Origin of the sequence: Kosakonia sp., assembly GCF_032052965.1 — a bacterium.
Classification (GTDB): Bacteria; Pseudomonadota; Gammaproteobacteria; order Enterobacterales; family Enterobacteriaceae; genus Kosakonia.
Genome location: NZ_DAMBVN010000003.1, coordinates 90,787 through 115,042 on the forward strand (window position 1 = coordinate 90,787; position 24,256 = coordinate 115,042).

General features: G+C 49.7%; 23 protein-coding genes and 1 other annotated feature. Of the genes, 10 read left to right on the forward strand and 13 right to left on the reverse strand.

Features of this window, described 5'->3' with window-relative positions:
* Window positions 1–5: 5 nt before the first annotated feature.
* The 4 genes from tsuB to RTX30_RS05595 form a co-directional block, all read right to left on the reverse strand.
* Complete coding sequence (gene tsuB / locus RTX30_RS05580) at window positions 6–233, reverse strand: thiosulfate utilization sulfurtransferase TsuB/YeeD (RefSeq protein WP_312687657.1); 228 nt, start codon at window positions 231–233, stop codon at window positions 6–8.
* Window positions 234–251: 18 nt separating this feature from the next.
* Complete coding sequence (tsuA, locus tag RTX30_RS05585) at window positions 252–1,307, reverse strand: thiosulfate utilization transporter TsuA/YeeE (protein ID WP_312687658.1); 1,056 nt, start codon at window positions 1,305–1,307, stop codon at window positions 252–254.
* Between the two features lie 165 nt (window positions 1,308–1,472).
* Window positions 1,473–2,834 carry an APC family permease gene (locus tag RTX30_RS05590; protein WP_312687659.1) on the reverse strand — a complete coding sequence of 454 codons (1,362 nt, stop codon included), beginning with the start codon at window positions 2,832–2,834 and terminating at the stop codon, window positions 1,473–1,475.
* A 338-nt stretch (window positions 2,835–3,172) separates the two neighbouring features.
* Entirely contained in the window at window positions 3,173–3,997 is an 825-nt protein-coding gene (locus tag RTX30_RS05595; protein WP_312687661.1) for an SDR family oxidoreductase, read from the reverse strand.
* 174 nt (window positions 3,998–4,171) lie between these two features.
* On the opposite strand from RTX30_RS05595, the gene hisL reads away from it, so the two are divergent.
* The 9 genes from hisL to hisIE all read left to right on the forward strand — a co-directional run bounded on the left by hisL (window position 4,172) and on the right by hisIE (window position 11,372).
* Window positions 4,172–4,219 (forward strand): his operon leader peptide, encoded by a 48-nt coding sequence (gene hisL, locus RTX30_RS05600; protein WP_001375657.1) that lies wholly within the window; start codon window positions 4,172–4,174, stop codon window positions 4,217–4,219.
* Window positions 4,195–4,317: a sequence feature (His leader region), on the forward strand. It overlaps the preceding gene by 25 nt.
* Before the next feature lie 34 nt (window positions 4,318–4,351).
* Window positions 4,352–5,251: an ATP phosphoribosyltransferase gene (gene hisG / locus RTX30_RS05605; RefSeq protein ID WP_312687663.1), complete on the forward strand. Its 900-nt coding sequence runs from the start codon at window positions 4,352–4,354 to the stop codon at window positions 5,249–5,251.
* Between the two features lie 4 nt (window positions 5,252–5,255).
* The gene (gene hisD / locus RTX30_RS05610; protein WP_312687665.1) at window positions 5,256–6,560 is read left to right on the forward strand and encodes a histidinol dehydrogenase; all 1,305 of its coding nucleotides are present in this window, start codon (window positions 5,256–5,258) and stop codon (window positions 6,558–6,560) included.
* Window positions 6,557–7,618, forward strand: coding sequence for a histidinol-phosphate transaminase (gene hisC / locus RTX30_RS05615; protein WP_312687668.1), 1,062 nt, complete (start codon window positions 6,557–6,559; stop codon window positions 7,616–7,618). The genes hisD and hisC overlap by 4 nt, the downstream gene beginning before the upstream one ends.
* Complete coding sequence (gene hisB / locus RTX30_RS05620; RefSeq protein WP_312687670.1) at window positions 7,615–8,682, forward strand: bifunctional histidinol-phosphatase/imidazoleglycerol-phosphate dehydratase HisB; 1,068 nt, start codon at window positions 7,615–7,617, stop codon at window positions 8,680–8,682. The genes hisC and hisB overlap by 4 nt, the downstream gene beginning before the upstream one ends.
* Window positions 8,682–9,272 carry an imidazole glycerol phosphate synthase subunit HisH gene (gene hisH / locus RTX30_RS05625; RefSeq protein ID WP_312687672.1) on the forward strand — a complete coding sequence of 197 codons (591 nt, stop codon included), beginning with the start codon at window positions 8,682–8,684 and terminating at the stop codon, window positions 9,270–9,272. Before hisB ends, hisH begins: the two co-directional genes overlap by 1 nt.
* Entirely contained in the window at window positions 9,272–10,009 is a 738-nt protein-coding gene (hisA, locus tag RTX30_RS05630; RefSeq protein ID WP_312687674.1) for a 1-(5-phosphoribosyl)-5-[(5-phosphoribosylamino)methylideneamino]imidazole-4-carboxamide isomerase, read from the forward strand. The genes hisH and hisA overlap by 1 nt, the downstream gene beginning before the upstream one ends.
* Window positions 9,991–10,767 carry an imidazole glycerol phosphate synthase subunit HisF gene (gene hisF / locus RTX30_RS05635; RefSeq protein ID WP_312687676.1) on the forward strand — a complete coding sequence of 259 codons (777 nt, stop codon included), beginning with the start codon at window positions 9,991–9,993 and terminating at the stop codon, window positions 10,765–10,767. The genes hisA and hisF overlap by 19 nt, the downstream gene beginning before the upstream one ends.
* Window positions 10,761–11,372 (forward strand): bifunctional phosphoribosyl-AMP cyclohydrolase/phosphoribosyl-ATP diphosphatase HisIE, encoded by a 612-nt coding sequence (hisIE, locus tag RTX30_RS05640; RefSeq protein WP_312687678.1) that lies wholly within the window; start codon window positions 10,761–10,763, stop codon window positions 11,370–11,372. Before hisF ends, hisIE begins: the two co-directional genes overlap by 7 nt.
* Before the next feature lie 35 nt (window positions 11,373–11,407).
* Here hisIE and wzzB read toward each other — a convergent pair whose 3' ends face one another.
* Window positions 11,408–12,391 carry an LPS O-antigen chain length determinant protein WzzB gene (gene wzzB / locus RTX30_RS05645; RefSeq protein ID WP_312687680.1) on the reverse strand — a complete coding sequence of 328 codons (984 nt, stop codon included), beginning with the start codon at window positions 12,389–12,391 and terminating at the stop codon, window positions 11,408–11,410.
* Window positions 12,392–12,600: 209 nt separating this feature from the next.
* On the opposite strand from wzzB, the gene RTX30_RS05650 reads away from it, so the two are divergent.
* Window positions 12,601–13,605: an NAD-dependent epimerase gene (locus tag RTX30_RS05650; protein ID WP_312687681.1), complete on the forward strand. Its 1,005-nt coding sequence runs from the start codon at window positions 12,601–12,603 to the stop codon at window positions 13,603–13,605.
* Between the two features lie 29 nt (window positions 13,606–13,634).
* Here RTX30_RS05650 and ugd read toward each other — a convergent pair whose 3' ends face one another.
* From ugd to RTX30_RS05690, 8 genes are all read right to left on the reverse strand, one after another.
* Window positions 13,635–14,801, reverse strand: a complete 1,167-nt coding sequence (ugd, locus tag RTX30_RS05655) for a UDP-glucose 6-dehydrogenase (protein WP_312687682.1) — start codon at window positions 14,799–14,801, stop codon at window positions 13,635–13,637.
* Between the two features lie 265 nt (window positions 14,802–15,066).
* Entirely contained in the window at window positions 15,067–16,473 is a 1,407-nt protein-coding gene (gndA, locus tag RTX30_RS05660) for an NADP-dependent phosphogluconate dehydrogenase (protein ID WP_312687684.1), read from the reverse strand.
* 136 nt (window positions 16,474–16,609) lie between these two features.
* On the reverse strand, window positions 16,610–18,052 hold the full coding sequence (locus RTX30_RS05665) for an undecaprenyl-phosphate galactose phosphotransferase (RefSeq protein ID WP_312687685.1): 1,443 nt from the start codon (window positions 18,050–18,052) through the stop codon (window positions 16,610–16,612).
* A 45-nt stretch (window positions 18,053–18,097) separates the two neighbouring features.
* Window positions 18,098–19,525, reverse strand: coding sequence for a phosphomannomutase (locus RTX30_RS05670; RefSeq protein WP_312687687.1), 1,428 nt, complete (start codon window positions 19,523–19,525; stop codon window positions 18,098–18,100).
* A 2-nt stretch (window positions 19,526–19,527) separates the two neighbouring features.
* A complete protein-coding gene (locus RTX30_RS05675; protein ID WP_312687689.1) occupies window positions 19,528–20,961 on the reverse strand; it encodes a mannose-1-phosphate guanylyltransferase/mannose-6-phosphate isomerase in 1,434 nt (477 codons plus the stop codon).
* Window positions 20,954–21,886, reverse strand: coding sequence for a glycosyltransferase (locus RTX30_RS05680; RefSeq protein WP_312687691.1), 933 nt, complete (start codon window positions 21,884–21,886; stop codon window positions 20,954–20,956). The genes RTX30_RS05675 and RTX30_RS05680 overlap by 8 nt, the downstream gene beginning before the upstream one ends.
* Window positions 21,883–22,959 carry a glycosyltransferase gene (locus RTX30_RS05685; protein ID WP_312687693.1) on the reverse strand — a complete coding sequence of 359 codons (1,077 nt, stop codon included), beginning with the start codon at window positions 22,957–22,959 and terminating at the stop codon, window positions 21,883–21,885. Before RTX30_RS05685 ends, RTX30_RS05680 begins: the two co-directional genes overlap by 4 nt.
* The gene (locus RTX30_RS05690) at window positions 22,956–24,149 is read right to left on the reverse strand and encodes an O-antigen polymerase (protein WP_312687695.1); all 1,194 of its coding nucleotides are present in this window, start codon (window positions 24,147–24,149) and stop codon (window positions 22,956–22,958) included. The genes RTX30_RS05685 and RTX30_RS05690 overlap by 4 nt, the downstream gene beginning before the upstream one ends.
* Window positions 24,150–24,256 lie beyond the last annotated feature (107 nt).

Consider the following 24,256-nt stretch of genomic DNA (forward strand, 5'->3'; position numbering starts at 1 on the left):
GTGGCTTACGCTTTCTGAACGGTGATGCTCCAGGCGGCATCGCCAACCTGCTGATAATCCGTTACGGTGTGGCCTTCTTCTGCGGCCCATTGCGGGATGGCTTCGGTCGCCTGGGTGCAATCAAATTCAATGATCAGTTGATCGCCGCTGGCCATCTCCGCCAGCGCCGCTTTTGCTTCAATCAGTGGGAACGGGCAAACCTGCGTTACCACGTCCAGTTTTTTTACGGCCATAACAGCTCCTGTTAATAATTATGCCGCAGCCGCTGCAAGTTTTGCTTTGCGCTGTGGACGAACATATAAAAACCATGACGCAGTCCATACGCCAAAGATCATAAATACCAGCCCGATCCAGCCCTGCCAGGTCATCATGGCGGTCATCACCAGACCATTACCAATTGAGCAGCCACCGGCCATGCTCGCCCCGACCCCCATCAGCAGCCCGCCGGCTCCGCTACGCAACGTGGTTTGTACATCTGCCGCACGGACGCGAAACTCCCGGCTGGCCTTCGCGGCAATAAACGACCCCAGAAAGATCCCCAGGACCAGGAAGACGCCCCAGTTCAGGAACTTGCTCTGCCCTGCCACCAGAAACTGCAGAATGTTAGCGGTCGGGGAGGTAATGCCCAGGCCAAACATCCGCCCGGTGGCTTCGCTGAGCGGCCAGGCCAGCAACGCAATCAGGCCGATCAACACCGCGGTGACAAACGGATGCCAGCGCTTTTCGAACAACAGATGCGCCAGCCCACGGCGACGCGGCGGCAACGAGGCAATTTTCAGCTTCGGTTTACGCAGTTCTTTGACGACAAACCACAGGGTAACGACCAGCAATACGGCGATTAAGGGCCACACGGAGAGGCCGAAGGTTTCGGCAATAGAATTATGCGGCGTGCTGTACGTTTTTAGCACCCCGTTAAGCGTGTCGGCGTGCGGAGAACGCATCACCGCACTCATCACCATATAGGTAAACAGGGCAATCCAGCTGCCAATTAACCCTTCGCCCGCACGGTACCAGGTACCCGTGGCGCAACCGCCCGCATAGACAATCCCAAGGCCAAAGATATAGCCGCCAGCGACCGTCCCCAGCCACGGGAACGCACCGGCGTTGTACTGCAGCAGCCCGGCCTGAATCAGGGCGAAAACCCCGACGCTCTGTATCGCAATGGCAATCAGCAAGGCATAAAACATGCGGTTGTTTTTGGCGATATACATATCGCGGAAACCGCCCGTCAGGCAGAAGCGCCCACGCTGCATGACGAAGCCCAGCAACGCCCCGCAGATTAATCCACTCAAAATCATAGATAACATAATTACTACGCCGGAAAATAATTAGACCGGGGATTATTCCCGGGCAGGCGGTGCGCAATCAATAACGAAAAAATCTAATTTAGTGCCTTTGGTTATTTACCGATAAATCGCAGGCATAAAAAAACCGGAGTCAATGCTCCGGTTTTTATGCGGCTAGCGCGAAGATTATTGGGCAATATCTTCGTATTGTGGAACCGGATTACGGAAGCTGCGGGTAACGCACGCCAGGTAAACCAGACCGATACCACCCCAAATCAGGCCGAGGATCATTGAGCTCTGCTCAAGGTTGACCCACAGCGCACCGACAGTCAGGGCGCCGCACACCGGTAACACCAGGTAGTTAACGTGGTCTTTCAGCGTCTTGTTGCGCTTCTCGCGGATCCAGAACTGTGAAATCACCGACAGGTTAACGAAGGTGAAAGCCACCAATGCACCAAAGTTGATCAGCGCGGTGGCTGTCACCAGGTCGAAGCGGATTGCCAGCAGTGCGATCGCGCCCACCAGCAACACGTTCCAGGCCGGGGTGCGCCATTTCGGATGAACGTATCCGAAGAAACGGCTCGGGAAGACACCGTCGCGCCCCATAACGTACATCAGACGTGAAACACCTGCATGCGCCGCCATACCGGAGGCCAATACCGTTACGCTGGAGAAAATCAGCACGCCCCACTGGAAGGTTTTACCGGCTACATAGAGCATGATTTCCGGCTGGGACGCATCCGGATCTTTAAAGCGCGAGATGTCCGGGAAGTAGAGTTGCAGGAAGTAGGATGCTGCGATAAACACCACACCGCCAATCAACGCCGTCAGGAAAATCGCACGCGGGATCACGCGTTCGGCATCTTTAGTCTCTTCAGACAGAGATGAAATACCGTCAAAACCAAGGAACGAGAAGCAGAGGATCGTCGCCCCGGTGATCATCGGCACCACATGCGCACCTTCCGACCAGAACGGACGCGAACTCACCAGTGTTCCCGCGCCTTCACCATGGGACACCCCATAGACGATGAGGCCAACAATCACCGCAACAATCCCCATCTGCAGGATCACAATCAGGGTGTTGAAGTTCGCAACGGTCTTGATGCTGCGCAGGTTAGAGATGGTCATAAAGGCCACCAGCGCCACCACGAACAGCCACGACGGCACCGAAGGCACCAGCGCTTCGAAGTAAATTTTAGCCAGCAGGATGTTGATCATCGGCATGAACAAATAGTCCAGCAGCGACGACCAGCCCACCATGAAACCCACGGCCGGAGAAATTGATTTTTGCGCGTAGGTATAGGCAGAGCCCGCAGACGGGAAGCGGCGTACCAGCTTACCGTAGCTCAGCGCAGTAAAGAGGATAGCGACGAGCGCGAAGGCATACGCGGTCGCCACATGGCCATCGGTCAGGCCAGAGACGATACCAAACGTATCGAACAGCGTCATCGGCTGCATATAGGCAAGGCCCATCATTACAACCGGAATCAGCGTAAGAGTCTTACGTAATTCCACGCGAGAGGTTTTTGGAGTAACGTTATGCGACATGGCTTTCCTCCTGTACGGCGAGAGCCGGCGCAAAATCAAAAAATTGCCCCATTTTGTTCTTTCCTCAGCGACAACGACTGTCGGTTTTTAAATGTGTATCTATCCGGTACGAAGCCCGGCCTCTTTTATTGAATGACGTTTTGCCTGCAAAAAAATAACCGACGGCAGATGGCGTCGGTTAATCTCTTCATTTTTTGCAGCGGCATATTTTGCACCAAACTAAAGCGTGATGACAATACAATGCGACGCAGTTTACGCAAATCATGTATCTAAGCGCATGATTAATAGGCTATCGCGCGATTATCAATCTTATCAATAGCACTATTTGCTAAAAATTATTACTCCAAAGGCATCTGCATCGGATCGGGATAAAGGTAGTCGAAGCCTAACTCTTTGCAAATGCGACTGCCGTCGATGATTTTCCCTCGCTGCCGACTGTGTGACGCGGAAAACTGCGGCGGTGCCAGCCCAAGCTGGCGCGCCATTGCCGGGTAGAAAGTGGCGCGAGCCGGATGCTCCGGCGCACAGAGGTTGTAAATATGCCCGCCTTTCGGCGCCTGTAACAACAGCGTAATGGCGGCGATCACATCCTCCAGATGGACAAAATTGACACCCTGCTCACCATCCGGTGCCGTTTTACCGGCAAAAAAACGCCCCGGATGCCGCGCAGGCCCCGCCAGTCCGGCGAGACGCAAAATATCCACCGAGGTGCCAGGCAAATTATGCAACCAATCTTCCAGCTCTTTCAGTACGCGCCCGCTGGCGGTCACCGGGTTGCGCGCGGTGGTTTCTTTCACAAGTCCTGCGGCATCGCCATAAACAGAAGTGGAACTGGTAAAAATGATCCGCGGAATATGGTATGCCAGCGCTGAGTCGACAATTTCCTGCATCGCCTGCAGGTAAAATGTTTCGCCTGGGCCACTGCGGCGGGCGGGAAGAGTAATCACCAACGCATCAACGTTCATTAATGCATCGAGATCTGCCGCCTCGCAAACTAATTCCGGCTCGAGATTCAGTTTGTAGCTCTCAATGCCGCACATGCGCGCTGCTTCCACGCCATCCTGGCTGGTTTTGCTACCGGTGACCTGCCAGCCCCTGGCCGTCAGTGACAGCGCCAGCGGCATGCCCAACCACCCCAGGCCAATAATCGCGACCTTTTTCATGCGTCCCCCTGCTCTCTTGCTTCCGACCTTCCAAGGCTACGCCAGTCCGCGATAACTGACAATTTATAGAACCTATATGAAATGATTTAAAGATGAAAAAAAGCCCTTGCCTTCCGCAACCAAAGTGGTTTAGGTTGAACGACAACATATGAATAAGCATTCATCGAGAATTTTATGACCCGCGTTCAATTTAAACACCATCATCACCATCATCCTGACTAGTCTTTCAGGCGATGTGTGCTGGAAGACGTTTAGATCTTCCAGTGGTGCATGAACGCAGAGAAAGCCCCCGGAAGATTTTCTTCCGGGGGCTTTTTTTTGAACAAAATTCAGCAGGATAAAGAGGACAACAGAATGTTAGATAACTCGCGTTTACGCATAGCTATTCAGAAATCCGGTCGCCTGAGTGAAGACTCACGCGAATTGCTGGCCCGCTGCGGCATTAAGATCAACCTGCACACCCAGCGTCTGATCGCACTGGCGGAAAACATGCCAATCGATATTCTGCGCGTACGTGACGATGACATTCCAGGCCTGGTAATGGACGGCGTTGTCGACCTCGGCATTATTGGTGAGAACGTGCTGGAAGAAGAGCTCCTGACCCGCCGTGCGCAGGGCGAAGACCCGCGCTACTTTACACTGCGCCGTCTTGATTTCGGCGGCTGCCGTCTGTCGCTGGCCACCCCGGTTGACGAAGTATGGAACGGCCCGGAAGCCCTGGATGGCAAACGTATCGCCACCTCTTACCCGCACTTGCTTAAACGGTATCTTGACCAGAAAGGCGTGGCTTTCCGCTCCTGCCTGCTGAACGGTTCTGTAGAAGTAGCACCGCGTGCCGGTCTGGCCGATGCCATTTGCGATCTGGTCTCTACCGGCGCAACGCTGGAGGCAAACGGCTTGCGTGAAGTCGAAGTGATTTACCGCTCTAAAGCGTGCCTGATCCAGCGCGATGGCGACATCACTGAAGCGAAGCAGCAACTGATCGACAAACTGCTGACCCGTATCCAGGGTGTTATCCAGGCGCGTGAATCCAAATACATCATGATGCATGCACCCAGTGAACGTCTGGAGGAAGTTATCGCCCTGCTGCCAGGCGCAGAACGCCCGACAATTCTGCCGCTGGCAGGCGACCAGCAGCGCGTTGCCATGCACATGGTGAGCAGCGAGACGCTGTTCTGGGAAACCATGGAGAAACTGAAAGCGCTGGGTGCAAGCTCAATCCTGGTGCTGCCGATTGAGAAGATGATGGAGTAAGGCCATGAGCTTCAATACCGTAATCGACTGGAACAGCAGCAGCGCAGAAGAACAACGTGCGTTGTTAATGCGCCCGGCAATCTCCGCTTCTGACAGCACCACCCGTACCGTGGTTGAGATTCTGGATAACGTCAAAGCCCGCGGCGACAGTGCCCTGCGTGAATACAGCGCAAAGTTCGATAAAACCCAGGTCGACGCATTGAAAGTCACCGCGGAAGAGATCGCTGCCGCAAGCGCACGGCTGGGCGAGGAGATCAAACAGGCAATGGCCGTGGCAGTGAAAAATATCGATACCTTCCATAATGCGCAAAAACTGCACACCGTGGATATCGAAACCCTGCCCGGCGTGCGTTGCCAGCAAGTTACCCGCCCTATCGCGTCGGTCGGTCTCTATATTCCTGGCGGTTCCGCCCCGCTGTTCTCTACGGTATTGATGCTGGCGACGCCGGCACGTATTGCCGGTTGCCAGAAAGTAGTGCTCTGCTCGCCGCCACCGATTGCCGACGAGATCCTCTACGCCGCACAGCTCTGTGGCGTGCAGGAGATCTTTAAAGTGGGCGGCGCGCAGGCGATTGCCGCGCTGGCGTTCGGCACGGAGTCGGTGCCAGGTGTCGATAAAATCTTCGGGCCAGGCAACGCGTTTGTCACGGAAGCAAAACGCCAGGTTAGCCAGCGTCTTGACGGCGCGGCAATCGATATGCCTGCCGGTCCGTCGGAAGTGCTGGTCATTGCCGATAGCGGTGCAACACCGGATTTTGTCGCCTCTGATTTGCTGTCGCAGGCGGAACACGGCCCGGACTCGCAGGTGATCCTGTTGACGCCGGACAGCGATATGGCGACCCGCGTTGCACAAGCTGTTGAGCGTCAACTGGCAGACTTGCCGCGCGCTGAAACCGCTCGCCAGGCGTTGTCTGCCAGCCGTCTCATTGTGGCGCGCGACCTCGAACAGTGTGTGGAGATTTCGAATCAGTATGGCCCGGAGCACCTGATTATTCAGACCCGCGACGCCCGCGCGCTGGTTGACAGCATCACCAGCGCCGGTTCCGTGTTCCTTGGCGACTGGTCCCCGGAATCGGCGGGCGATTATGCATCCGGGACGAATCACGTATTGCCGACCTACGGTTATACCGCCACCTGTTCCAGCCTTGGGCTGGCTGATTTCCAGAAGCGAATGACGGTTCAGGAGCTGTCCCGTGATGGCTTTGCCGCACTTGCCAGCACCATTGAAACGCTGGCGGCGGCCGAACGCCTGACCGCCCACAAAAACGCCGTCACTTTGCGCGTCAAGGCGCTGAAGGAGCAAGCATGAGTATTGAAGAACTGGCGCGCAAGAATGTGCGTGAACTGACACCGTATCAGTCCGCCCGCCGCCTTGGCGGTAAAGGCGATGTCTGGCTGAATGCGAACGAATTCCCGACAGCCGTAGAATTCCAGCTGGGTCAGCAAACATTAAACCGTTACCCGGAATGCCAGCCGAAAGCGGTCATCGACAATTATGCGCAGTACGCGGGCGTAAAACCGGAGCAAGTGCTGGTCAGCCGGGGTGCTGATGAAGGCATCGAACTGCTGATCCGTGCGTTCTGCGAACCAGGTAAGGATGCGGTGCTGTTTTGCCCGCCGACGTATGGCATGTACAGCGTTAGCGCCGAAACCTTTGGCGTGGAATACCGAACTGTACAGGCGCTGGACAACTGGCAACTGGATCTGCAGGGTATCGCCGATAAACTCGACAACGTGAAAGTGGTTTACGTCTGTAGCCCGAACAACCCAACCGGACAGATTATTCATCCGCAGGATCTGCGTGTACTGCTGGAGATGACCCGCGGTAAAGCGATTGTCGTCGCTGATGAAGCCTATATTGAGTTCTGCCCGCAAGCAACGCTGGCAGGCTGGCTGAGCGAATACCCGCACCTTGTGGTATTGCGCACGTTGTCAAAGGCCTTCGCACTCGCTGGTCTGCGCTGCGGCTTTACGCTGGCTAACGAAGACGTTATCAACCTGCTGCTGAAGGTGATCGCACCGTATCCGCTGTCAACGCCGGTAGCGGACATCGCGGCGCAAGCCCTTAGCCCGCTAGGAATTGTGGCGATGCGCGAACGCGTGGCGCAAATTCTCGCCGAGCGTCAATACCTCGTCACCGCGTTAAAAGACATCCCGTGCGTGGAACAGGTGTTTGACTCCGAGACAAACTACATTCTGGTGCGTTTCACGGCTTCCAGTGCAGTGTTTAAATCTTTGTGGGATCAGGGCATTATCCTTAGAGACCAGAACAAGCAACCTTCTTTAAGCGGCTGCCTGCGCATTACTATCGGCACCCGTGCAGAGAGCCAGCGCGTCATTGACGCTTTACGTGCGGAGCAAGTATGAGCCAGAAGTACCTGTTTATTGACCGTGATGGAACACTGATTTCCGAACCGCCCACTGACTATCAGGTCGACAACTTCAACAAGCTGGCATTTGAGCCAGAGGTAATCCCGGTACTGCTGAAGCTACAGCAAGCAGGTTTTAAACTGGTGATGATCACTAACCAGGATGGGCTTGGCACCGACAGCTTCCCGCAGGCGGATTTTGATGGCCCGCATAATCTGATGATGCAAGTGTTCAACTCGCAGGGTGTGGCGTTTGAAGAGGTGCTGATTTGCCCGCACTTCCCGGACGACGCCTGCGACTGCCGTAAACCCAAATTAAAACTGGTGCAGCGTTGGCTGGCGGACGGCGTGCTCGACGTGGCTAATAGCTATGTTATTGGCGACCGTGCCACGGATATCGAGCTGGCGAACAATATGGCCATTACCGGCCTTCGTTATAACCGCGAGACGCTGAACTGGCCGATGATTGGCGAACAGCTTACCCGGCGCGAACGCTACGCTCATGTAGAACGCCACACTAAAGAGACGCAGATTGATGTCAAAGTATGGCTGGATCGCGAGGGTGGTAGCAAGATCCACACCGGTGTCGGTTTCTTTGATCATATGCTGGATCAGATTGCCACACATGGCGGTTTTCGGATGGAAATCACCGTCAAGGGTGATCTGTATATCGACGATCACCACACCGTTGAAGATACCGGTCTGGCGCTGGGCGAAGCACTGAAACTGGCGCTCGGCGATAAGCGCGGCATTAACCGTTTCGGCTTCGTGCTGCCGATGGATGAATGCCTGGCCCGCTGTGCACTGGACATTTCCGGCCGCCCGCACCTTGAATATAAAGCTGAGTTTACCTATCAGCGCGTGGGCGATCTGAGTACCGAGATGGTCGAGCACTTTTTCCGCTCACTCTCCTATACCATGGCCGTAACGCTGCACCTGAAAACCAAAGGTAAGAACGACCATCACCGTGTGGAAAGCCTGTTTAAAGCATTCGGCCGTACCCTGCGACAGGCTATCCGCGTAGAAGGCGACACCCTCCCCTCCTCAAAAGGAGTGCTGTAATGAATGTGGTGATCCTCGATACCGGCTGCGCCAACCTGAACTCAGTCAGGTCAGCCATTTCCCGCCACGGCTACGATCCGCGGGTAAGCCGCGATCCGGACGTGGTATTGCGCGCAGATAAACTCTTTCTGCCCGGCGTGGGCACCGCACAGGCAGCGATGGATCAGCTACGCGAGCGCGAGCTGGTCGACCTGGTTAAAGCCTGTACGCAGCCGGTGCTCGGCATCTGCCTCGGCATGCAACTACTCGGGCGTTTTAGTGAAGAGAATAACGGCGTTTCGCTGCTGGGTATCATCGATCAGGATGTGCCCAAAATGCGCGATGTCGGTCTGCCGCTGCCTCACATGGGCTGGAACCAGGTCTACCCGAAAGCGGGCACTCGCCTGTTCCAGGGGATCGACGACGGTGCCTATTTCTACTTCGTGCACAGCTATGCCATGCCGGTGAATGAAAACACCCTTGCCCGTTGCGATTATGGTGAACCATTTACTGCCGCCGTACAGAAAGACAATTTCTACGGCGTGCAATTCCACCCGGAGCGTTCGGGGCGCGCTGGCGCGCAGTTGCTGAAAAACTTCCTGGAGATGTGATGATTATTCCCGCGTTAGATTTGATTGACGGTACCGTGGTGCGTCTCCATCAGGGGGATTACGCGCAACAACGGGACTACGGTAGCGATCCGCTGCCGCGTTTGCAGGATTATGCCGCACAGGGAGCCGAAGTGCTGCACCTGGTCGATTTAACCGGTGCGAAAGACCCCGCACGTCGCCAGATCCCACTATTAAAAACACTGGTCGCTGGGGTCAATGTACCTGTGCAAGTGGGGGGCGGCGTGCGTACGGAAGACGACGTGGCTACCCTGCTGGAAGCCGGTGTCGCCCGGGTGGTCATCGGCTCGACGGCAGTAAAATCGCCGGACGTGGTTAAAGGCTGGTTTACGCGGTTCGGTGCCGACAAACTGGTACTGGCGCTGGATGTGCGGATTGACCACCAGGGAACCAAACAGGTCGCCGTCAGCGGCTGGCAGGAGAACTCCGGCGTGACGCTGGAAGAACTGGTGGAGACCTATCTCGCTGTCGGACTGAAGCACGTGCTGTGCACCGATATTTCCCGCGACGGAACGTTAGCGGGCTCCAATGTCTCGCTCTATGAGGAAATTTGTGCACGTTGGCCGCAGGTGGCATTCCAGTCTTCAGGGGGAATTGGCGACCTTAATGATATCGCTGCACTGCGCGGCACTGGCGTACGTGGCGTGATTGTTGGGCGTGCGCTGCTGGAAGGTAAATTCACGGTGAAGGAGGCCATTCAATGCTGGCAAAACGGATAATCCCTTGTCTTGACGTGCGTGATGGTCAGGTCGTGAAAGGCGTGCAATTCCGCAATCACGAAATCATTGGCGACATAGTGCCACTGGCAAAACGTTATGCGGAAGAAGGCGCAGATGAACTGGTGTTTTACGATATCACCGCTTCCAGCGATGGGCGCGTGGTCGATAAAAGCTGGGTAGCGCGCGTGGCGGAGGTCATTGATATCCCTTTCTGCGTGGCTGGCGGTATTAAGTCGGCTGACGATGCAGCAAAGATCCTCTCTTTCGGTGCCGATAAAATCTCCATTAACTCCCCTGCGCTGGCGGATCCTGAACTGATCACCCGGCTGGCGGATCGCTTTGGCGTGCAGTGCATTGTGGTCGGCATTGATACATGGTTTGACGCCGCGACAGGTAAATACCATGTCAATCAATACACCGGCGATGAAAGCCGCACCCGGGTAACGCAATGGGAAACGCTGGATTGGGTGCAGGAAGTTCAAAAGCGCGGCGCCGGGGAAATCGTGTTAAACATGATGAACCAGGATGGCGTGCGTAACGGTTACGACCTTGAGCAATTAAAGAAAGTGCGCGACGTATGCCATGTTCCGCTTATTGCATCCGGCGGCGCTGGCACCATGGAGCATTTCCTTGAGGCCTTCCGCGATGTGGATGTTGACGGCGCGCTGGCCGCCTCCGTGTTCCACAAACAGATCATTAATATTGGTGAGTTAAAAACGTACCTGGCAAGCCAGGGCGTGGAGATCAGGATATGTTAACAGAGCAACAACTGGCCCAACTGGACTGGGAAAAAACCGACGGACTGCTGCCCGCCGTGGTGCAGCATGCGGTTTCCGGTGAAGTCCTGATGCTGGGCTATATGAACAAGGACGCGCTGGCAAAAACGCTGGACAGCGGTAAAGTGACCTTTTTCTCGCGCACCAAAGGGCGTTTGTGGACAAAAGGCGAAACCTCCGGCCACTTTCTCAACGTCGTGAATATTGCCCCGGATTGTGACAACGACACCCTGCTGGTTCTGGTAAACCCGATTGGCCCCACCTGCCACACCGGGACATCAAGCTGTTTTGGCGACAACAGCCATCAGTGGCTGTTCCTGTACCAGCTTGAAGAACTCCTGGCGTCGCGCAAAACAGCGGATCCGGCAAGTTCTTATACCGCCAAACTTTATGCCAGCGGCACCAAACGTATCGCGCAGAAAGTGGGTGAAGAAGGTGTGGAAACCGCGCTGGCGGCCACGGTGAACGATCGCGAAGAACTGACGAACGAAGCGTCTGATTTGATGTACCACCTGCTCGTTTTACTGCAGGATCAGCAACTGGATTTGACAACAGTGATCGAAAACCTGCGCAAGCGGCATAAATAAGAGCGATAAAAAAACCGGGCCAGGCCCGGTTTTTTTTACGCTCTGCGCGTGTAACTGCGAATGGCGTGCCGGGCAAGTACGAAAGCCGCCCCTAGCATTGCGCCTAGCAAAGCGGCAATAGCGAGAACAGTGCGGAGCTTCGGGCCGTCCCGATGTAAAGGTAGATCTGGCTCCATCACATAGCGGTAAGTGTGCATCTCGTCTGGATTAAAAGAGATGTTCTGGATATCCATCAGCGTCTGTCGAGTTTTGAAATACTTATCAGACAGAGCCAGTGGCTGAGATGCCTCGTTTTTGATCATTGACGCCAAAGCCGAACTTCCCAACAAAAACAGCGTATCCTGGGATAAATCCTGCGCCTGCGTGAGCTGGGGTGCAACTACATTAGCGTCCCGCGCGATCAGCAGTGCCTGAGAAATTTGCTGTAACCGCAGCGCCTTCTGCTCCTGCGCGACTTTTTCTTGTGTGGCTAATGAAGTCTGCAATTCCTGGGAGCGAATCTTGATGGAGGGCTCCAGTTCTTTGTTCAGGTCTTGTCTGACGCTCTCATCGACTTGCTGAATGTATTGTTTTAATTTCTGCTGTGCTTCGCTGGCGCTTGTCGCCTGAAAAGTCACACGAAGAGGAAGAGCCTGCCCCGGAACAGAGCTGGCTACCGCCAGAACGCCACTATCCCCCTGACCGGGCAACGCCTCAGCAAATATTGACAAAGAGGCACCGAAACGTTCAATAACTTGTTGCTGGATATCTAGCGTTCTTAACTCAGAATCATCACTCAATATTCTCAATGCAGCGGAGTAATCAGCAATCTGGTTGGCTGTAGGCATAGTGATAATCGCCGTCGATGACCATTTCTGTTTGGCCGTGCTTAAATAAGCGCCAGCGACGGCAAGTGCAATGATGACAAAAATGATGACGATCCATTTGGCATGCCAAATCTGCGCCACTGCATCAATTAAATCAATACCTTCACTATCATCATCGCGTCTTACAGCCGTGTTATTCTTTTCGTGTGTCATAGCAACCTTAATGCGGAAAGTAAAATATACCGATGAACGGCAAGTTTAACGACATTGCCTCATTTCACTATAGAATTTTTCTGACATTTTATTACTTGAGTATTACTCAAACAATGTGAGTAATTTCTGTATTTATAACTGATAGCGATCGCGCGGCCATCATCATACAATAAGGGATTGCTGTTTTTTGATATCAGAAAGGATGAGAGATGAAATATCTGGTTACCGGCGCCGCCGGTTTTATCGGTTTTCACGTTAGCCAGCGCCTTCTACAGGCGGGCCACCAGGTCACAGGCATTGATAACCTGAATGATTACTACGATGTCAGCCTCAAACAGGCCCGCCTGGATCTGCTCAACGATCCTGCCTTCACGTTTCATAAGATAGACCTCGCCGATCGTGAGAAAATGGCTCAACTGTTCGCCGGGGAAAAATTTGATCGGGTCATCCACCTTGCCGCGCAGGCGGGTGTTCGTTACTCCCTGGAAAATCCTCATGTTTATGCAGAAGCCAACCTGATTGGGCACCTTAACGTGCTTGAAGGCTGCCGCCATAATCACGTACAACACCTGTTGTATGCGTCCTCAAGTTCGGTTTATGGCCTGAACCGCAAAATGCCATTCTCAACGGATGACACCGTGGATCACCCGGTTTCACTCTATGCGGCGACTAAAAAAGCCAATGAACTGATGTCGCACACCTACTCCCATCTTTATGGTTTGCCGACCACAGGCCTGCGCTTCTTCACCGTATACGGCCCGTGGGGACGCCCGGATATGGCGCTGTTCAAGTTCACCAAAGCAATGCTGGAAGGGAAAAGCATTGACGTGTACAACTACGGCAAAATGAAGCGCGACTTTACCTACGTCGACGATATTGTTGAAGCGATTATTCGTTTGCAGGATGTGATCCCCCAGGCGAACCCGGAATGGACCGTGGAAACTGGCACCCCCGCAACCAGTTCTGCGCCTTACCATGTCTATAACATTGGCAACAGCTCACCGGTAGAACTGATGGATTACATCACGGCACTGGAAGAGGCGTTGGGAATGGAAGCACAGAAAAATATGATGCCGATCCAACCAGGGGATGTACTGGAAACCAGCGCCGATACGCAACCGTTGTATGAAACTATTGGTTTTAAACCGCAGACGTCGGTAAAAGAAGGCGTGAAGAGATTTGTGGAGTGGTACAAAACGTACTACAAGATGTAAGAAAAACGGCCCTGAGGGCCGTTTCTTTTTTAGTCGTTGCCGAATAAATCGCGGGTGTAGACCTTATCTGCCACATCCGCCAGCTCTTTTGCCATCCGGTTAGAGATAATGACATCGGATTCCTGCTTGAAGGCTTCCAGGTCGCGTACCACGCGGGAATGGAAGAATTCATCTTCTTTCATCACCGGTTCATAAATGATGACCTGAACCCCTTTGGCTTTAATGCGCTTCATAATGCCCTGAATAGAAGAGGCACGGAAGTTATCAGAACCGCTTTTCATGATCAGACGATAAACACCCACCACTTTCGGTTTACGTGAAAGAATGGAGTCAGCAATAAAGTCTTTACGCGTGCGATTAGCATCCACAATGGCCGAGATAATATTGTTCGGCACCGACTGGTAATTCGCCAGCAGTTGCTTGGTATCTTTTGGCAGACAGTAACCACCATAGCCAAACGACGGGTTGTTATAGTGATTGCCAATACGCGGGTCAAGGCAAACACCTTCGATAATCTGGCGGCTATTCAGCCCCAGGCTCTCAGCATAGCTGTCCAGCTCGTTAAAGTAAGCGACGCGCATTGCCAGGTAGGTGTTAGCAAACAGTTTTATCGCTTCCGCTTCGGTAGAGTCGGTAAACAACACCTGAATATTTTCTTTGATAGCCCCTTCCTGCAGCAGAGCGGCGAAACGTTCTGCACGCGCGGAGCGCTCACCGATGACGATACGTGACGGGTAGAGATTGTCGTAGAGCGCTTTTCCCTCGCGCAGAAATTCAGGCGAGAAGATCACATTATCGATACCAAAACGCTCTTTAATGGATTCGGTAAAGCCCACTGGGATCGTCGATTTGATGATCATCACCGCTTGCGGGTTGATCTCATGTACGTCACGGATCACGGCTTCTACTGAGCTGGTATTAAAATAGTTGGTTTTCGGATCGTAATCCGTCGGCGTCGCGATAATGACGTAGTCTGCGCCGCGATAAGCATCGTGCTTGTCTGTGGTGGCACGGAAGTTCAGCGGCTTATTCTGCAAATACTCCTGGATTTCTTTATCAACGATAGGAGAAATCTTCTGATTAAGCATATCGACTTTTTCTTTCACGATATCCAGCGCCACGACCTCATGGTGCTGCGCGATCAGGATCCCGTTCGATAGACCAACATAACCTGTTCCGGAGATTGTTATTTTCATTCGATAAGCAACTTTAGTGAGTGTATGAAACCGGAGATGGCGACCCTGCCGCCACCGCTTATTATCAATAACTGTTGGGGTTTTTACCTCTTAAGTTGAGGGACTGTCAAGGCGGCAAACGGCGCGTAACGGCGGCGTTTATGCACCGTTTAGCAGGCAACGTTCAGGAAAATGAAGACGACGTCGCGTAACGGCGGCGATTCAGCGGAAAAAAAAGCCCGGTTACAATAACCGGGCTTGCTTTATCAACGGGCTGATTATCAGATTAATCCAGCCATTCAGTGTGGAACACACCGTCTTTATCAGTACGTTTGTATGTATGTGCCCCGAAGTAGTCGCGCTGCGCCTGGATCAGGTTCGCCGGCAGCACCGCTGAACGGTAGCTGTCGTAATAAGCGACGGCGGCAGAGAAAGTCGGAACCGGGATACCATTCTGGACCGCATAGGCTACAACGTCGCGCAGCGCCTGCTGATAGTCATCGGCAATTTTCTTGAAGTACGGAGCCAGCAGCAGGTTAGCAATAGCCGGGGTTTCTGCATACGCATCGGTGATTTTCTGCAGGAACTGTGCACGAATAATGCAGCCAGCACGGAAAATCTTCGCGATTTCACCGTAGTTCAAATCCCAGTTGTGCTCGTCAGATGCGGCGCGCAATTGTGAGAAGCCCTGTGCATAGGACACAATTTTGCCCAGGTAGAGTGCGCGGCGGACTTTCTCGATGAATTCGGCTTTGTCGCCAGCAGGTTTAGCCTGCGGGCCGGAGAGGACTTTAGATGCGGCAACGCGTTGATCTTTCAGGGATGAAATGTAACGTGCGAAGACAGACTCTGTGATCAGTGACAGCGGTTCACCGAGATCCAGCGAGCTCTGGCTGGTCCATTTACCAGTGCCTTTGTTCGCCGCTTCATCCAGAATCACATCAACCAGGTATTTACCCTCTTCATCTTTTTTGGTGAAGATATCTTTGGTGATGTCGATCAGGTAGCTGCTTAACTCGCCAGCATTCCACTCGCTAAAGGTCTTCGCCAGCTCTTCATTGGAGAGGTTCAGGCCGCCTTTCAGCAGTGCGTACGCTTCGGCGATCAGCTGCATGTCGCCATATTCGATACCGTTGTGCACCATTTTGACATAGTGACCCGCGCCATCCGGACCAATGTAAGTCACGCACGGTTCGCCATCTTCTGCAACGGCCGCAATTTTAGTCAGGATCGGTGCCACCAGCTCGTAAGCTTCTTTCTGGCCGCCAGGCATGATGGACGGGCCTTTCAGCGCGCCCTCTTCACCGCCGGAAACGCCGGTACCGATGAAGTTGAAGCCTTCTGCAGAGAGCTCGCGGTTACGACGAATAGTGTCCTGGAAGAAAGTATTACCGCCATCAATGATGATGTCGCCTTTGTCCAGGTACGGTTTCAGCGATTCGATGGCTTTGTCGGTGCCCTCGCCCGCTTTCACCATCAGCAGGATGCGGCGCGGGGTTTCCAGGGATTCAACAAATTCTTTCACGGTGTAGTAAGGAACCAGCTTTTTACCCGGATTCTCTGCAATCACTTCTTCAGTTTTTTCGCGGGAGCGGTTGAAAACGGAAACGGTGTAGCCACGGCTTTCAATATTGAGCGCCAGGTTGCGCCCCATCACTGCCATACCCACAACGCCGATTTGTTGCTTGGACATTACATACTCCTGTCAGGTTTTGTCACCGCGGCCAGAGCGCGGCTTGAAATGTGGCCTAGATGTTAACTCAAGATTGTCGGGCCTGGATAGCGGAAGATGCCATTCCCAGCTCGTCATGATATTTCATCGGTGAGGATCAATAAGCGCCATCGCGGCGTAAAACAACGTTCACAGTTTTGAATAATATGGCGATGTCATTCCACAATGACCAATTTTTGACATACCAGGAGTCAAAATAGACACGTGTTTCATAGTCAACATCATTACGACCACTCACTTGCCACAACCCTGTCATGCCTGGTTTTGCCATCAAGTAATAATCGACATCTTCCAGGTAACGCGTCAGCTCATCGGAAACGACGGGGCGAGGCCCGACAAGGCTCATTTCACCTTTCAGCACATTAAACAGTTGCGGTAACTCATCAAGGCTTGTTCTACGAATAAAGCGCCCAACACGGGTAATTCGGGGATCGTTTTTAAGTTTAAAATCTTTCTCCCACTCTTCGCGTGCAATGGGATCGCTGGCAAGCAAGGCATCCAGTACTTCTTGCGAGTTCATGACCATTGAACGGAATTTGTAGCAGGGGAAAAGCTTACCATGGCGCCCCACACGCTGATGCCCATATATTGCCGGGCCACCATCGCGAGTCACTTTATACCAAAGGTAGGCAAATAGTGGCGAAGCTACGACTAAGATCATCAGTGAGCAGACGATATCAAAGCTTCTTTTCAAGAAACGAGAAGAACGCTTCGCTAGGTTAGTATGGATACGTAACAGCATGACCTCATGACTAAAAATGAAGGACATTTCTGTATTATATAATGGCAACCCACGCAATGAAGGCACCACTGTAACGGAACGGCAGTGATGTTTTGACAGTTCACGTATCCATGCCAGTGATTTATCGAGGTTTTCATTATCAAATGCGACAATAAAATGCACTTCCTGTAGATCAGCCGCGCTCCAAATTTCATCGGCACTATTAATAGTTGGTAAACCTAAGACTGTGCTTCCTGTAGCAATATTCTCATCATCATAAAAAGCAGCAACGTCAAAACCCAACATCTCCTCGCTCTGAATAGCAAAGTAGGCATCTCGCGCATTCTTACCACTGCCTAAAATGATAGTTTTCTTTTTCCATACCCCAGCGTTATCGAGTAGACGCTTCACCAAAAAACGTAGGGTGGGAACGAGAATGAGGGCAAATGTCCAACAGAAGATCCACAGATAGCGTGAAAATTGCCATTTTGTAAAAGCGACCAGTGCAAGGTCGAACACAGCAAAAATTGCAATTGTACGAAGAATCTCTTTCAGCTCGTACCAAAAAGGTTTGCGGTAAGTGTAATGACGGAGACGAATAAGGAACCAGCCAACACAGGTTATTGATAAGACAACGTGCGAAATAACCCGATACTCGAACTGTTCATTTGGGATAAACCGCTGCAAATCATTGAAGATAAAATAAACAACCCACAATGATAACCACAATGCAGCATTAAAGGCCACAAAGTCCGAAACCGCAAGGGCGAGTTTGCATATCCGGGGTTTATATTTATTGGTTATCTCATAATTTTTCATTGTCCCCTCACACCACCCACTGATTAAATAAACAGCAATACGACATTACAGTTTCTCGTGAATATTTTTTAAACACAGTGCAACAAGTTGCGCTGCTTTTAGCGCAGAATCGGATTCCGAGTAGCACCTTAATTCTGGAGCATTACCGGAAGGTCTTAAGTGGACGATATCACCCGTATTCAAAACCATCCTTATACCGTCAAGCATGTTTACGCAAACGATCCTGCTAGCACCTAATCCAAGGAAGGTCAGCGAGTCTTCTGGCTGGCTAGTTATCATATCAAGCAACATCGTGCTTTTTTCTTTGGCAAAATTCTGTAACCGGTCTGAGGCTGTAAAGCGGGCAGGAAGTGCCTGAACCTGATCGGAAATCTTGCGTTTGATACTCGATATCAATAATACCAGAGCCGGGAGAACTGCATCACGAGTCGGTAAGGCTTTAAGAGTTGCTCCGGAGTAAATAATGTCGCTACCAAGAAGATAACCGCCATTGGCTTCAAACCCAGCAACTCGATTGTAGGTTTTGGTGAGTTGCTCAAAAGACTCAATGATATATGGAGAGCCAATTTTTGTAAGTTCCACATGTTTGAAAAGCTTACTTTCAGCGATAGCGCTATTACAGCTCACTGGTATTGCAACGACGTCGATATCCAGATGCAGGGAGCAGAGAAAGCAAAGAATATCCCCTCTAAGCCATATGCCGTTTTCATCACTAAGCAATGGTCGATCGCCATCACCATCCGTAGAGAACAATGCATCAAGTTGATATTGGGCAACCCATTCCAATGCGCGCGCTTTATCCTCTTCACTTACTGCTTCAGTATCGATCGGTACAAATTCGTCACTTCTACCGATACGTATAACGTCAGCTCCCAGCCCACTAAAAATAGCTGGGTAAATATCACGTCCGGCGCTTGAGTGCTCGTAAATACCAATACGCATTCCCTTGAGCGCACCGTTATCAAAAATAGAAAGGTAACGATGAATATACTGCTCATTAGCCTCAGTAGTAGCATGCAAGACTGGGAGCCTGGCTGGCATTTCTACTTTTACATCTATTCGCAAAATAGCGAGTTCATCGTCCTTCGAAATTTCACCGTCTGGGCGATAAAATTTTAATCCGTTGCGATCAAACGGAATGTGGCTGCCCGTGATCATAATCGCGGGGATCTGCTGTTGCATAGCATAAAAAGCGAGGGCAGGTGTAGGTGTTACACCGAAATACATTACCTGATATCCCAATGATTGTGCGGCAACAGCACAAGCCTGAGCCATTGCATAGCTTGAAGGACGATTATCAATGGCTATAGCGACACGGGATGCAGTAAAACGAGATGAAATGACTTGCAGGAAATTAACGGTGAAAGCCGCACAGACTTCAGGCGTAAAATCCCTGACTAATCCTCTCGCACCGCTAGTACCAAAAGCAATGTTGCTGTTTTTAATAATATTTGAGCTAAGCAAACTTTCCATGATTACTTTCCTGATTTGGCTTCATCTGGACGAACAATGTCATCCTCAGTCAATAAAGCGCCTGACTGAATTTCAACAACTTCAAGAGGGATAAGCCCCGGGTTTGATAAAGAATGTTCGGTACCCGCGGCGATGAAGGTAGATTCATTCTCTTGAACGAGAAATTCCTTATTCCCCTGTCTCACTTGCGCCGTTCCAGAAACAACTATCCAATGTTCAGCACGATGCTGATGTATCTGTACCGCAAGCTGCTTACCCGGCTGTATGGTTAAGCGATTAACAATATATTCTCTTCCACGTGCTAACGTATCAACACTGCCCCAAGGTCGGTACGCGACTTTATGCGTCCTGTACTCTTTACGATCAGCAGATTTGAGAGACTCTACGATACGTTTAACATCCTGTACCCTATCTTTATTGGCTACAAGCAAGGCATCTGGCGTTTGCACAATGATGGTATTTTCTAAACCAATACCGGCTACGAGGATATTATCAGAATACATATAGGTATTATCGCAATCACACTGAATTACATCCCCACTGACTGCATTCCCGCGAGCATCTTTATCGGAGATATCCCATAAAGAGGACCATGAACCAACATCAGACCATCCAGCATCCATCGGTACGACCACTGCATGTGAAGTGTGTTCCATCACTGCATAGTCAATAGACTCTGAAGGACAATTCATAAAGTGGTGTGTATCGATCCTGATAAAATCCAAATCTTCGCTCAGATTGGTCGTCGCGTGCTTGCATTCCGTGTAAATATCAGGCCGAAAAGTCTTCAACTCTTCAAGATAGCGGCTAGCGCGGAACAAAAACATGCCGCTGTTCCAGTAATAATTTCCACTTTCGAGATAGCGTCTTGCATGTTCTGCATCAGGTTTTTCAGCAAATTGTGCAACCTTGTAAGCAGTATCAGCAACCTCTGGTCCCCGAAGAATATAGCCATAACCTGTTTCAGCATGAGAAGGGACAATGCCAAATGTGACAAGATGTCCCTCAGTTGCCAGAGGCACAGCCTTGTTCACAGCGCTAACGAAAGACGCCTCGGCCTGAATAATATGATCCGCAGCCAGAACCAATAAAAGAGGGTCTTCACCTGGGTTATTTTTGAGTGCAGTAAAAGCTGCGGCTGCAATAGCTGGTGCGGTGTTACGTGCCGCGGGTTCAAGAATGATGTTATTAGCGAGTTTATTCACTTCTCTTAGCTGCTCTGCAACCAGAAATCGATGCTCATCATTACAAATAATAACCGGAGCCAGGGTTTCAAGTTTTTCAAGACGGCCAACGGTTCCCTGCAACATCGTTGCATTACCATATAACTTTAAAAATTGTTTTGGATGATGTTCGCGTGATAGTGGCCACAGCCTGCTTCCAGTACCGCCAGCCATGATAATAGGTAGGATTCTATCATTGGAAAGTTCACTCATTTTTTTGTCCTATACTATTCCAATAGCTTTTGTACATGCTCAACTTACGGCAAATAGAAAGAGACAGCGACCGCCATTTTAAACCCAGCCGATAACCAAGATATTTTGCGAGTGTGGCCGCTAACGCTTTAGGGATCCATAGGGGATATTTCCGTAAAAGAAAGAGCATTTCTGACTTAATAAACTTAAGGCCCTCTCCTTTTGCACCACCAAATTTTTCCTGTATCCAAGGATTACATTCATGGAACACACCCGTGTCGAAATACCTTTGAAATTCCTCACGAATAGAGTAATTATGAGAATGACGAACAGCAGCCTCTGCACAATAGGCAACATTGTATCCAGCAAGTATCATTTTAGCGGTCAAATACATATCTTCTGCTAAAATTGTATGCTCAGGGAATTTCCCCAACTCCTCAAAAACACTTCTACGATACGCAGCAAATGAATTCGACATAAAAACAGTCTTGATTCCAAATCTCGGAATGTCCTCCGATGTTTTGACACAGCTTTTTTCTGAATAATTATAATAACGAGCGTGCATAGCAAGTGGTGAAGCATCATGATGGGGCAACTGTCGTCCACATACAGCGGACATAGATTTATTATCAAAGCATTCAATTATTCTCTGTAAAGAATACTCATCATTTAATATCGCATCCTGAGTCAGGAAAACTAAAAAATCGCTTCGCTCAGAATACAATACTGCTTTATTCCGTGTGCCGCCATGATTAAATTCCGCAGGTGATATAACTATTGGCTCAATGTTATATTGACGCGAGAGTTGAATAGTTTCGTCAGAGGATGTTGAATCAATGATAATAACTTGTTGTGGCTGAAGCGTTTGTATTTTTAATGCCTCAAGCCATTCCTGCCATTTTTTTCCTGCATTGTATGTAGGAACAATTAAAGTAAACGTTGTCATTTCGCATCCAAAAGCTCAAGTATTTTACTGCCAAATTCTTTTTTATCAACGACATAAAGTTTGTCGCAATTTTTAACACCTTCCGCGCCAACAGGCGTGGCAACCACATTTGCACCGGCGTCTAATATTTGTAACACCTTAATTTTCACGCCTGCGCCATATAATAGAGGTGCGATATTTAATTCAGCTTTTTGAAAAGCTAATGTTGGATCCGAAACAGGCCCAACAACATGGATGTTTTTGCGGAACGCACCTAATAATCTAAGCGTCATCCGAGGGGCCAGACCCAGAACCCATAAATGGACGTCTTTCTTTTTCTTTATGATTTGAGGAAAGACAAAAAGTATGAACCAGACTATAGACCAATGATTTTCCGAACGTTGCATATTTCCAAAAAAGACAAGGTTGTTTTTATTTTCAAACAGCTTAACAACATCCTCAATCGCCGTGTTGTTAAACACCTGTCCAACCCGTTGTTTTCCCAGTTCGACAACAGAAATATCACCCTGAAAATTTGTTTCTCGTATAAGTTGCTTGTCTTTTTCAGACATAGCCACTATTGCGTGAACCTTACTAAAAAGTCTGGTCTCATGAGCTCTCACAAAAGGAAAAATCATTTTCTTAAGATGTGTTCTGGCAATCCGCTGAAAAACAACGTCATGGGCGAAATAATGTATATTCTTATGCTTAATATGATTCGCAAGGCCTAAAACAGAAGGAAAGTCTAACCAAACTATATCATATTCGTTTTTCTCAAGCATACCATTCACTATGCTGATTAATTTACCAGACACTCGAGTATAAAACCAGGGAGCCAAAAAAGACATTTTTTCAATATTAGATATTATGCTGGTGAAGTACGATATTTTATCTGCAGCAATGACATTATAAGAATTACATAATTTTGTTAGTTCTTCATTTTCACATTGTGAAGTGGGAGAGTTTACAACTACGTCAACCTGATAGCCTTGTTCAACAAACCTTCTCAAGCTATCGCCACAAATAGCCTCTCCCGCTCCGATTTTACCATTTGCGCCTGGATGGAAGGCACTAACGAAAAGTATTTTTTTCATTTTTTAATCTCAGCAGCAATTACTTTTTTGGGCATTACGGAATATATAAAATAAAAAGCAACCATCAGTAAAAATAATAAAGAGATATATTTTACGCCATATGTCAAATCTTTTCTCATTCCTACAAAAATAAGTGATACTAAAGGAAAGTGATAAAGTATCATTTTTGTTCTTTTTGCTGCTCTGTAAAATGAAATTAACAATATTCCCAAAAAAAGACCGTGAACAAAAACACCTATATAACCCATTGCATGAAAGGATTCTGTAAAAATAAACTGCCCACCCTTGTCCATATAGAGTCTTGGTTCACTGTTAACAAAAATTTGATCTTTATTTAAACCCAATAACGTATAAAAGAAAGCTGGAATAATAAACAGTATCGGCATAAGTAGCGTCATCAGCCCGCCATAGGGCATACCGTTATCTAAATGCGTCCTAACCTCGTTGGCAAGTGTCGCCAGGGAAAAGTGAGTTTCATACATTATAGCAAAGGGTATTGCCGTAATAATACTTCCGCCAGAAGTGGATGTTGTTTCACGCAAATAAAGCCCTATACCAGCGAAAAGAAGTATAGCTGATACAAGTAATGTTACTTTAAAAAGCAAGGCCAGATTCAGTTTCCGTCCAATAATATAATATGATACGAAGCATAAAAATAATAGGATCAAATTCTCACGGCGCCCCTGAACGAAAATTGAAAGTAAAACAAAAAAACCAACCAAGATTATCATGCATCCGACAAAAGGGATATTTTTAATGCGCTGCTCAAAAGAAGTCAGGATTGCAAAGATTGCTAATAACCCAGATGACGATATCATTACGTCACGTAATGTGTTCCCTGCGCTACCAGCATATATTGCAATATATGGAGACTGTATGAACTTAATATATCCACCATATTGCGCCACTCCAACAAAAAATGTAACTAATGACATAAAAATAAAGCATGATGAGCAAAACCGTATAAACTCTGTTTTACTGAAATCTTTTATCCCAGGTAATGCTATATAAGAAAAAGTATAGTAACCGAAAATAACGCCCAATGTACCTAAAGATACTACACCCAATAAATCATCGACTGTATTTGGAAATACCAGCGCACCTAAAGGAGAAAGTTCTGGAAACGTTAAATATAATAACCCAAAAAAAATATAAAAAACCAAGATTGATAACCAAAGAATAAGGATCATTGTTCAGTCTCTCATATAATAGTAAGAAATATGATTTGGAAATCATTCTTTTTCTAAGTCAAAACAAAATGCTTTAAAAAAATCATAACTCAGGCTCTTGCCATCGA

Excerpts from the sequence above, each read along its gene's own strand:
- hisC (WP_312687668.1), top strand. The coding sequence starts at position 6,557 with ATGAGTATTGAAGAACTGGCGCGCAAGAATGTGCGTGAACTGACACCG.
- hisD (WP_312687665.1), top strand. The coding sequence starts at position 5,256 with ATGAGCTTCAATACCGTAATCGACTGGAACAGCAGCAGCGCAGAAGAA.
- wzzB (WP_312687680.1), bottom strand. The coding sequence starts at position 12,391 with ATGACACACGAAAAGAATAACACGGCTGTAAGACGCGATGATGATAGT.
- RTX30_RS05685 (WP_312687693.1), bottom strand. The coding sequence starts at position 22,959 with ATGAAAAAAATACTTTTCGTTAGTGCCTTCCATCCAGGCGCAAATGGT.
- RTX30_RS05675 (WP_312687689.1), bottom strand. The coding sequence starts at position 20,961 with ATGAGTGAACTTTCCAATGATAGAATCCTACCTATTATCATGGCTGGC.
- tsuB (WP_312687657.1), bottom strand. The coding sequence starts at position 233 with ATGGCCGTAAAAAAACTGGACGTGGTAACGCAGGTTTGCCCGTTCCCA.
- ugd (WP_312687682.1), bottom strand. The coding sequence starts at position 14,801 with ATGAAAATAACAATCTCCGGAACAGGTTATGTTGGTCTATCGAACGGG.
- gndA (WP_312687684.1), bottom strand. The coding sequence starts at position 16,473 with ATGTCCAAGCAACAAATCGGCGTTGTGGGTATGGCAGTGATGGGGCGC.
- hisB (WP_312687670.1), top strand. The coding sequence starts at position 7,615 with ATGAGCCAGAAGTACCTGTTTATTGACCGTGATGGAACACTGATTTCC.
- hisH (WP_312687672.1), top strand. The coding sequence starts at position 8,682 with ATGAATGTGGTGATCCTCGATACCGGCTGCGCCAACCTGAACTCAGTC.
- RTX30_RS05595 (WP_312687661.1), bottom strand. The coding sequence starts at position 3,997 with ATGAAAAAGGTCGCGATTATTGGCCTGGGGTGGTTGGGCATGCCGCTG.
- RTX30_RS05665 (WP_312687685.1), bottom strand. The coding sequence starts at position 18,052 with ATGAAAAATTATGAGATAACCAATAAATATAAACCCCGGATATGCAAA.
- RTX30_RS05680 (WP_312687691.1), bottom strand. The coding sequence starts at position 21,886 with ATGACAACGTTTACTTTAATTGTTCCTACATACAATGCAGGAAAAAAA.
- RTX30_RS05670 (WP_312687687.1), bottom strand. The coding sequence starts at position 19,525 with ATGGAAAGTTTGCTTAGCTCAAATATTATTAAAAACAGCAACATTGCT.
- RTX30_RS05650 (WP_312687681.1), top strand. The coding sequence starts at position 12,601 with ATGAAATATCTGGTTACCGGCGCCGCCGGTTTTATCGGTTTTCACGTT.
- hisIE (WP_312687678.1), top strand. The coding sequence starts at position 10,761 with ATGTTAACAGAGCAACAACTGGCCCAACTGGACTGGGAAAAAACCGAC.
- tsuA (WP_312687658.1), bottom strand. The coding sequence starts at position 1,307 with ATGTTATCTATGATTTTGAGTGGATTAATCTGCGGGGCGTTGCTGGGC.
- RTX30_RS05590 (WP_312687659.1), bottom strand. The coding sequence starts at position 2,834 with ATGTCGCATAACGTTACTCCAAAAACCTCTCGCGTGGAATTACGTAAG.
- hisG (WP_312687663.1), top strand. The coding sequence starts at position 4,352 with ATGTTAGATAACTCGCGTTTACGCATAGCTATTCAGAAATCCGGTCGC.
- RTX30_RS05690 (WP_312687695.1), bottom strand. The coding sequence starts at position 24,149 with ATGATCCTTATTCTTTGGTTATCAATCTTGGTTTTTTATATTTTTTTT.
- hisA (WP_312687674.1), top strand. The coding sequence starts at position 9,272 with ATGATTATTCCCGCGTTAGATTTGATTGACGGTACCGTGGTGCGTCTC.
- hisF (WP_312687676.1), top strand. The coding sequence starts at position 9,991 with ATGCTGGCAAAACGGATAATCCCTTGTCTTGACGTGCGTGATGGTCAG.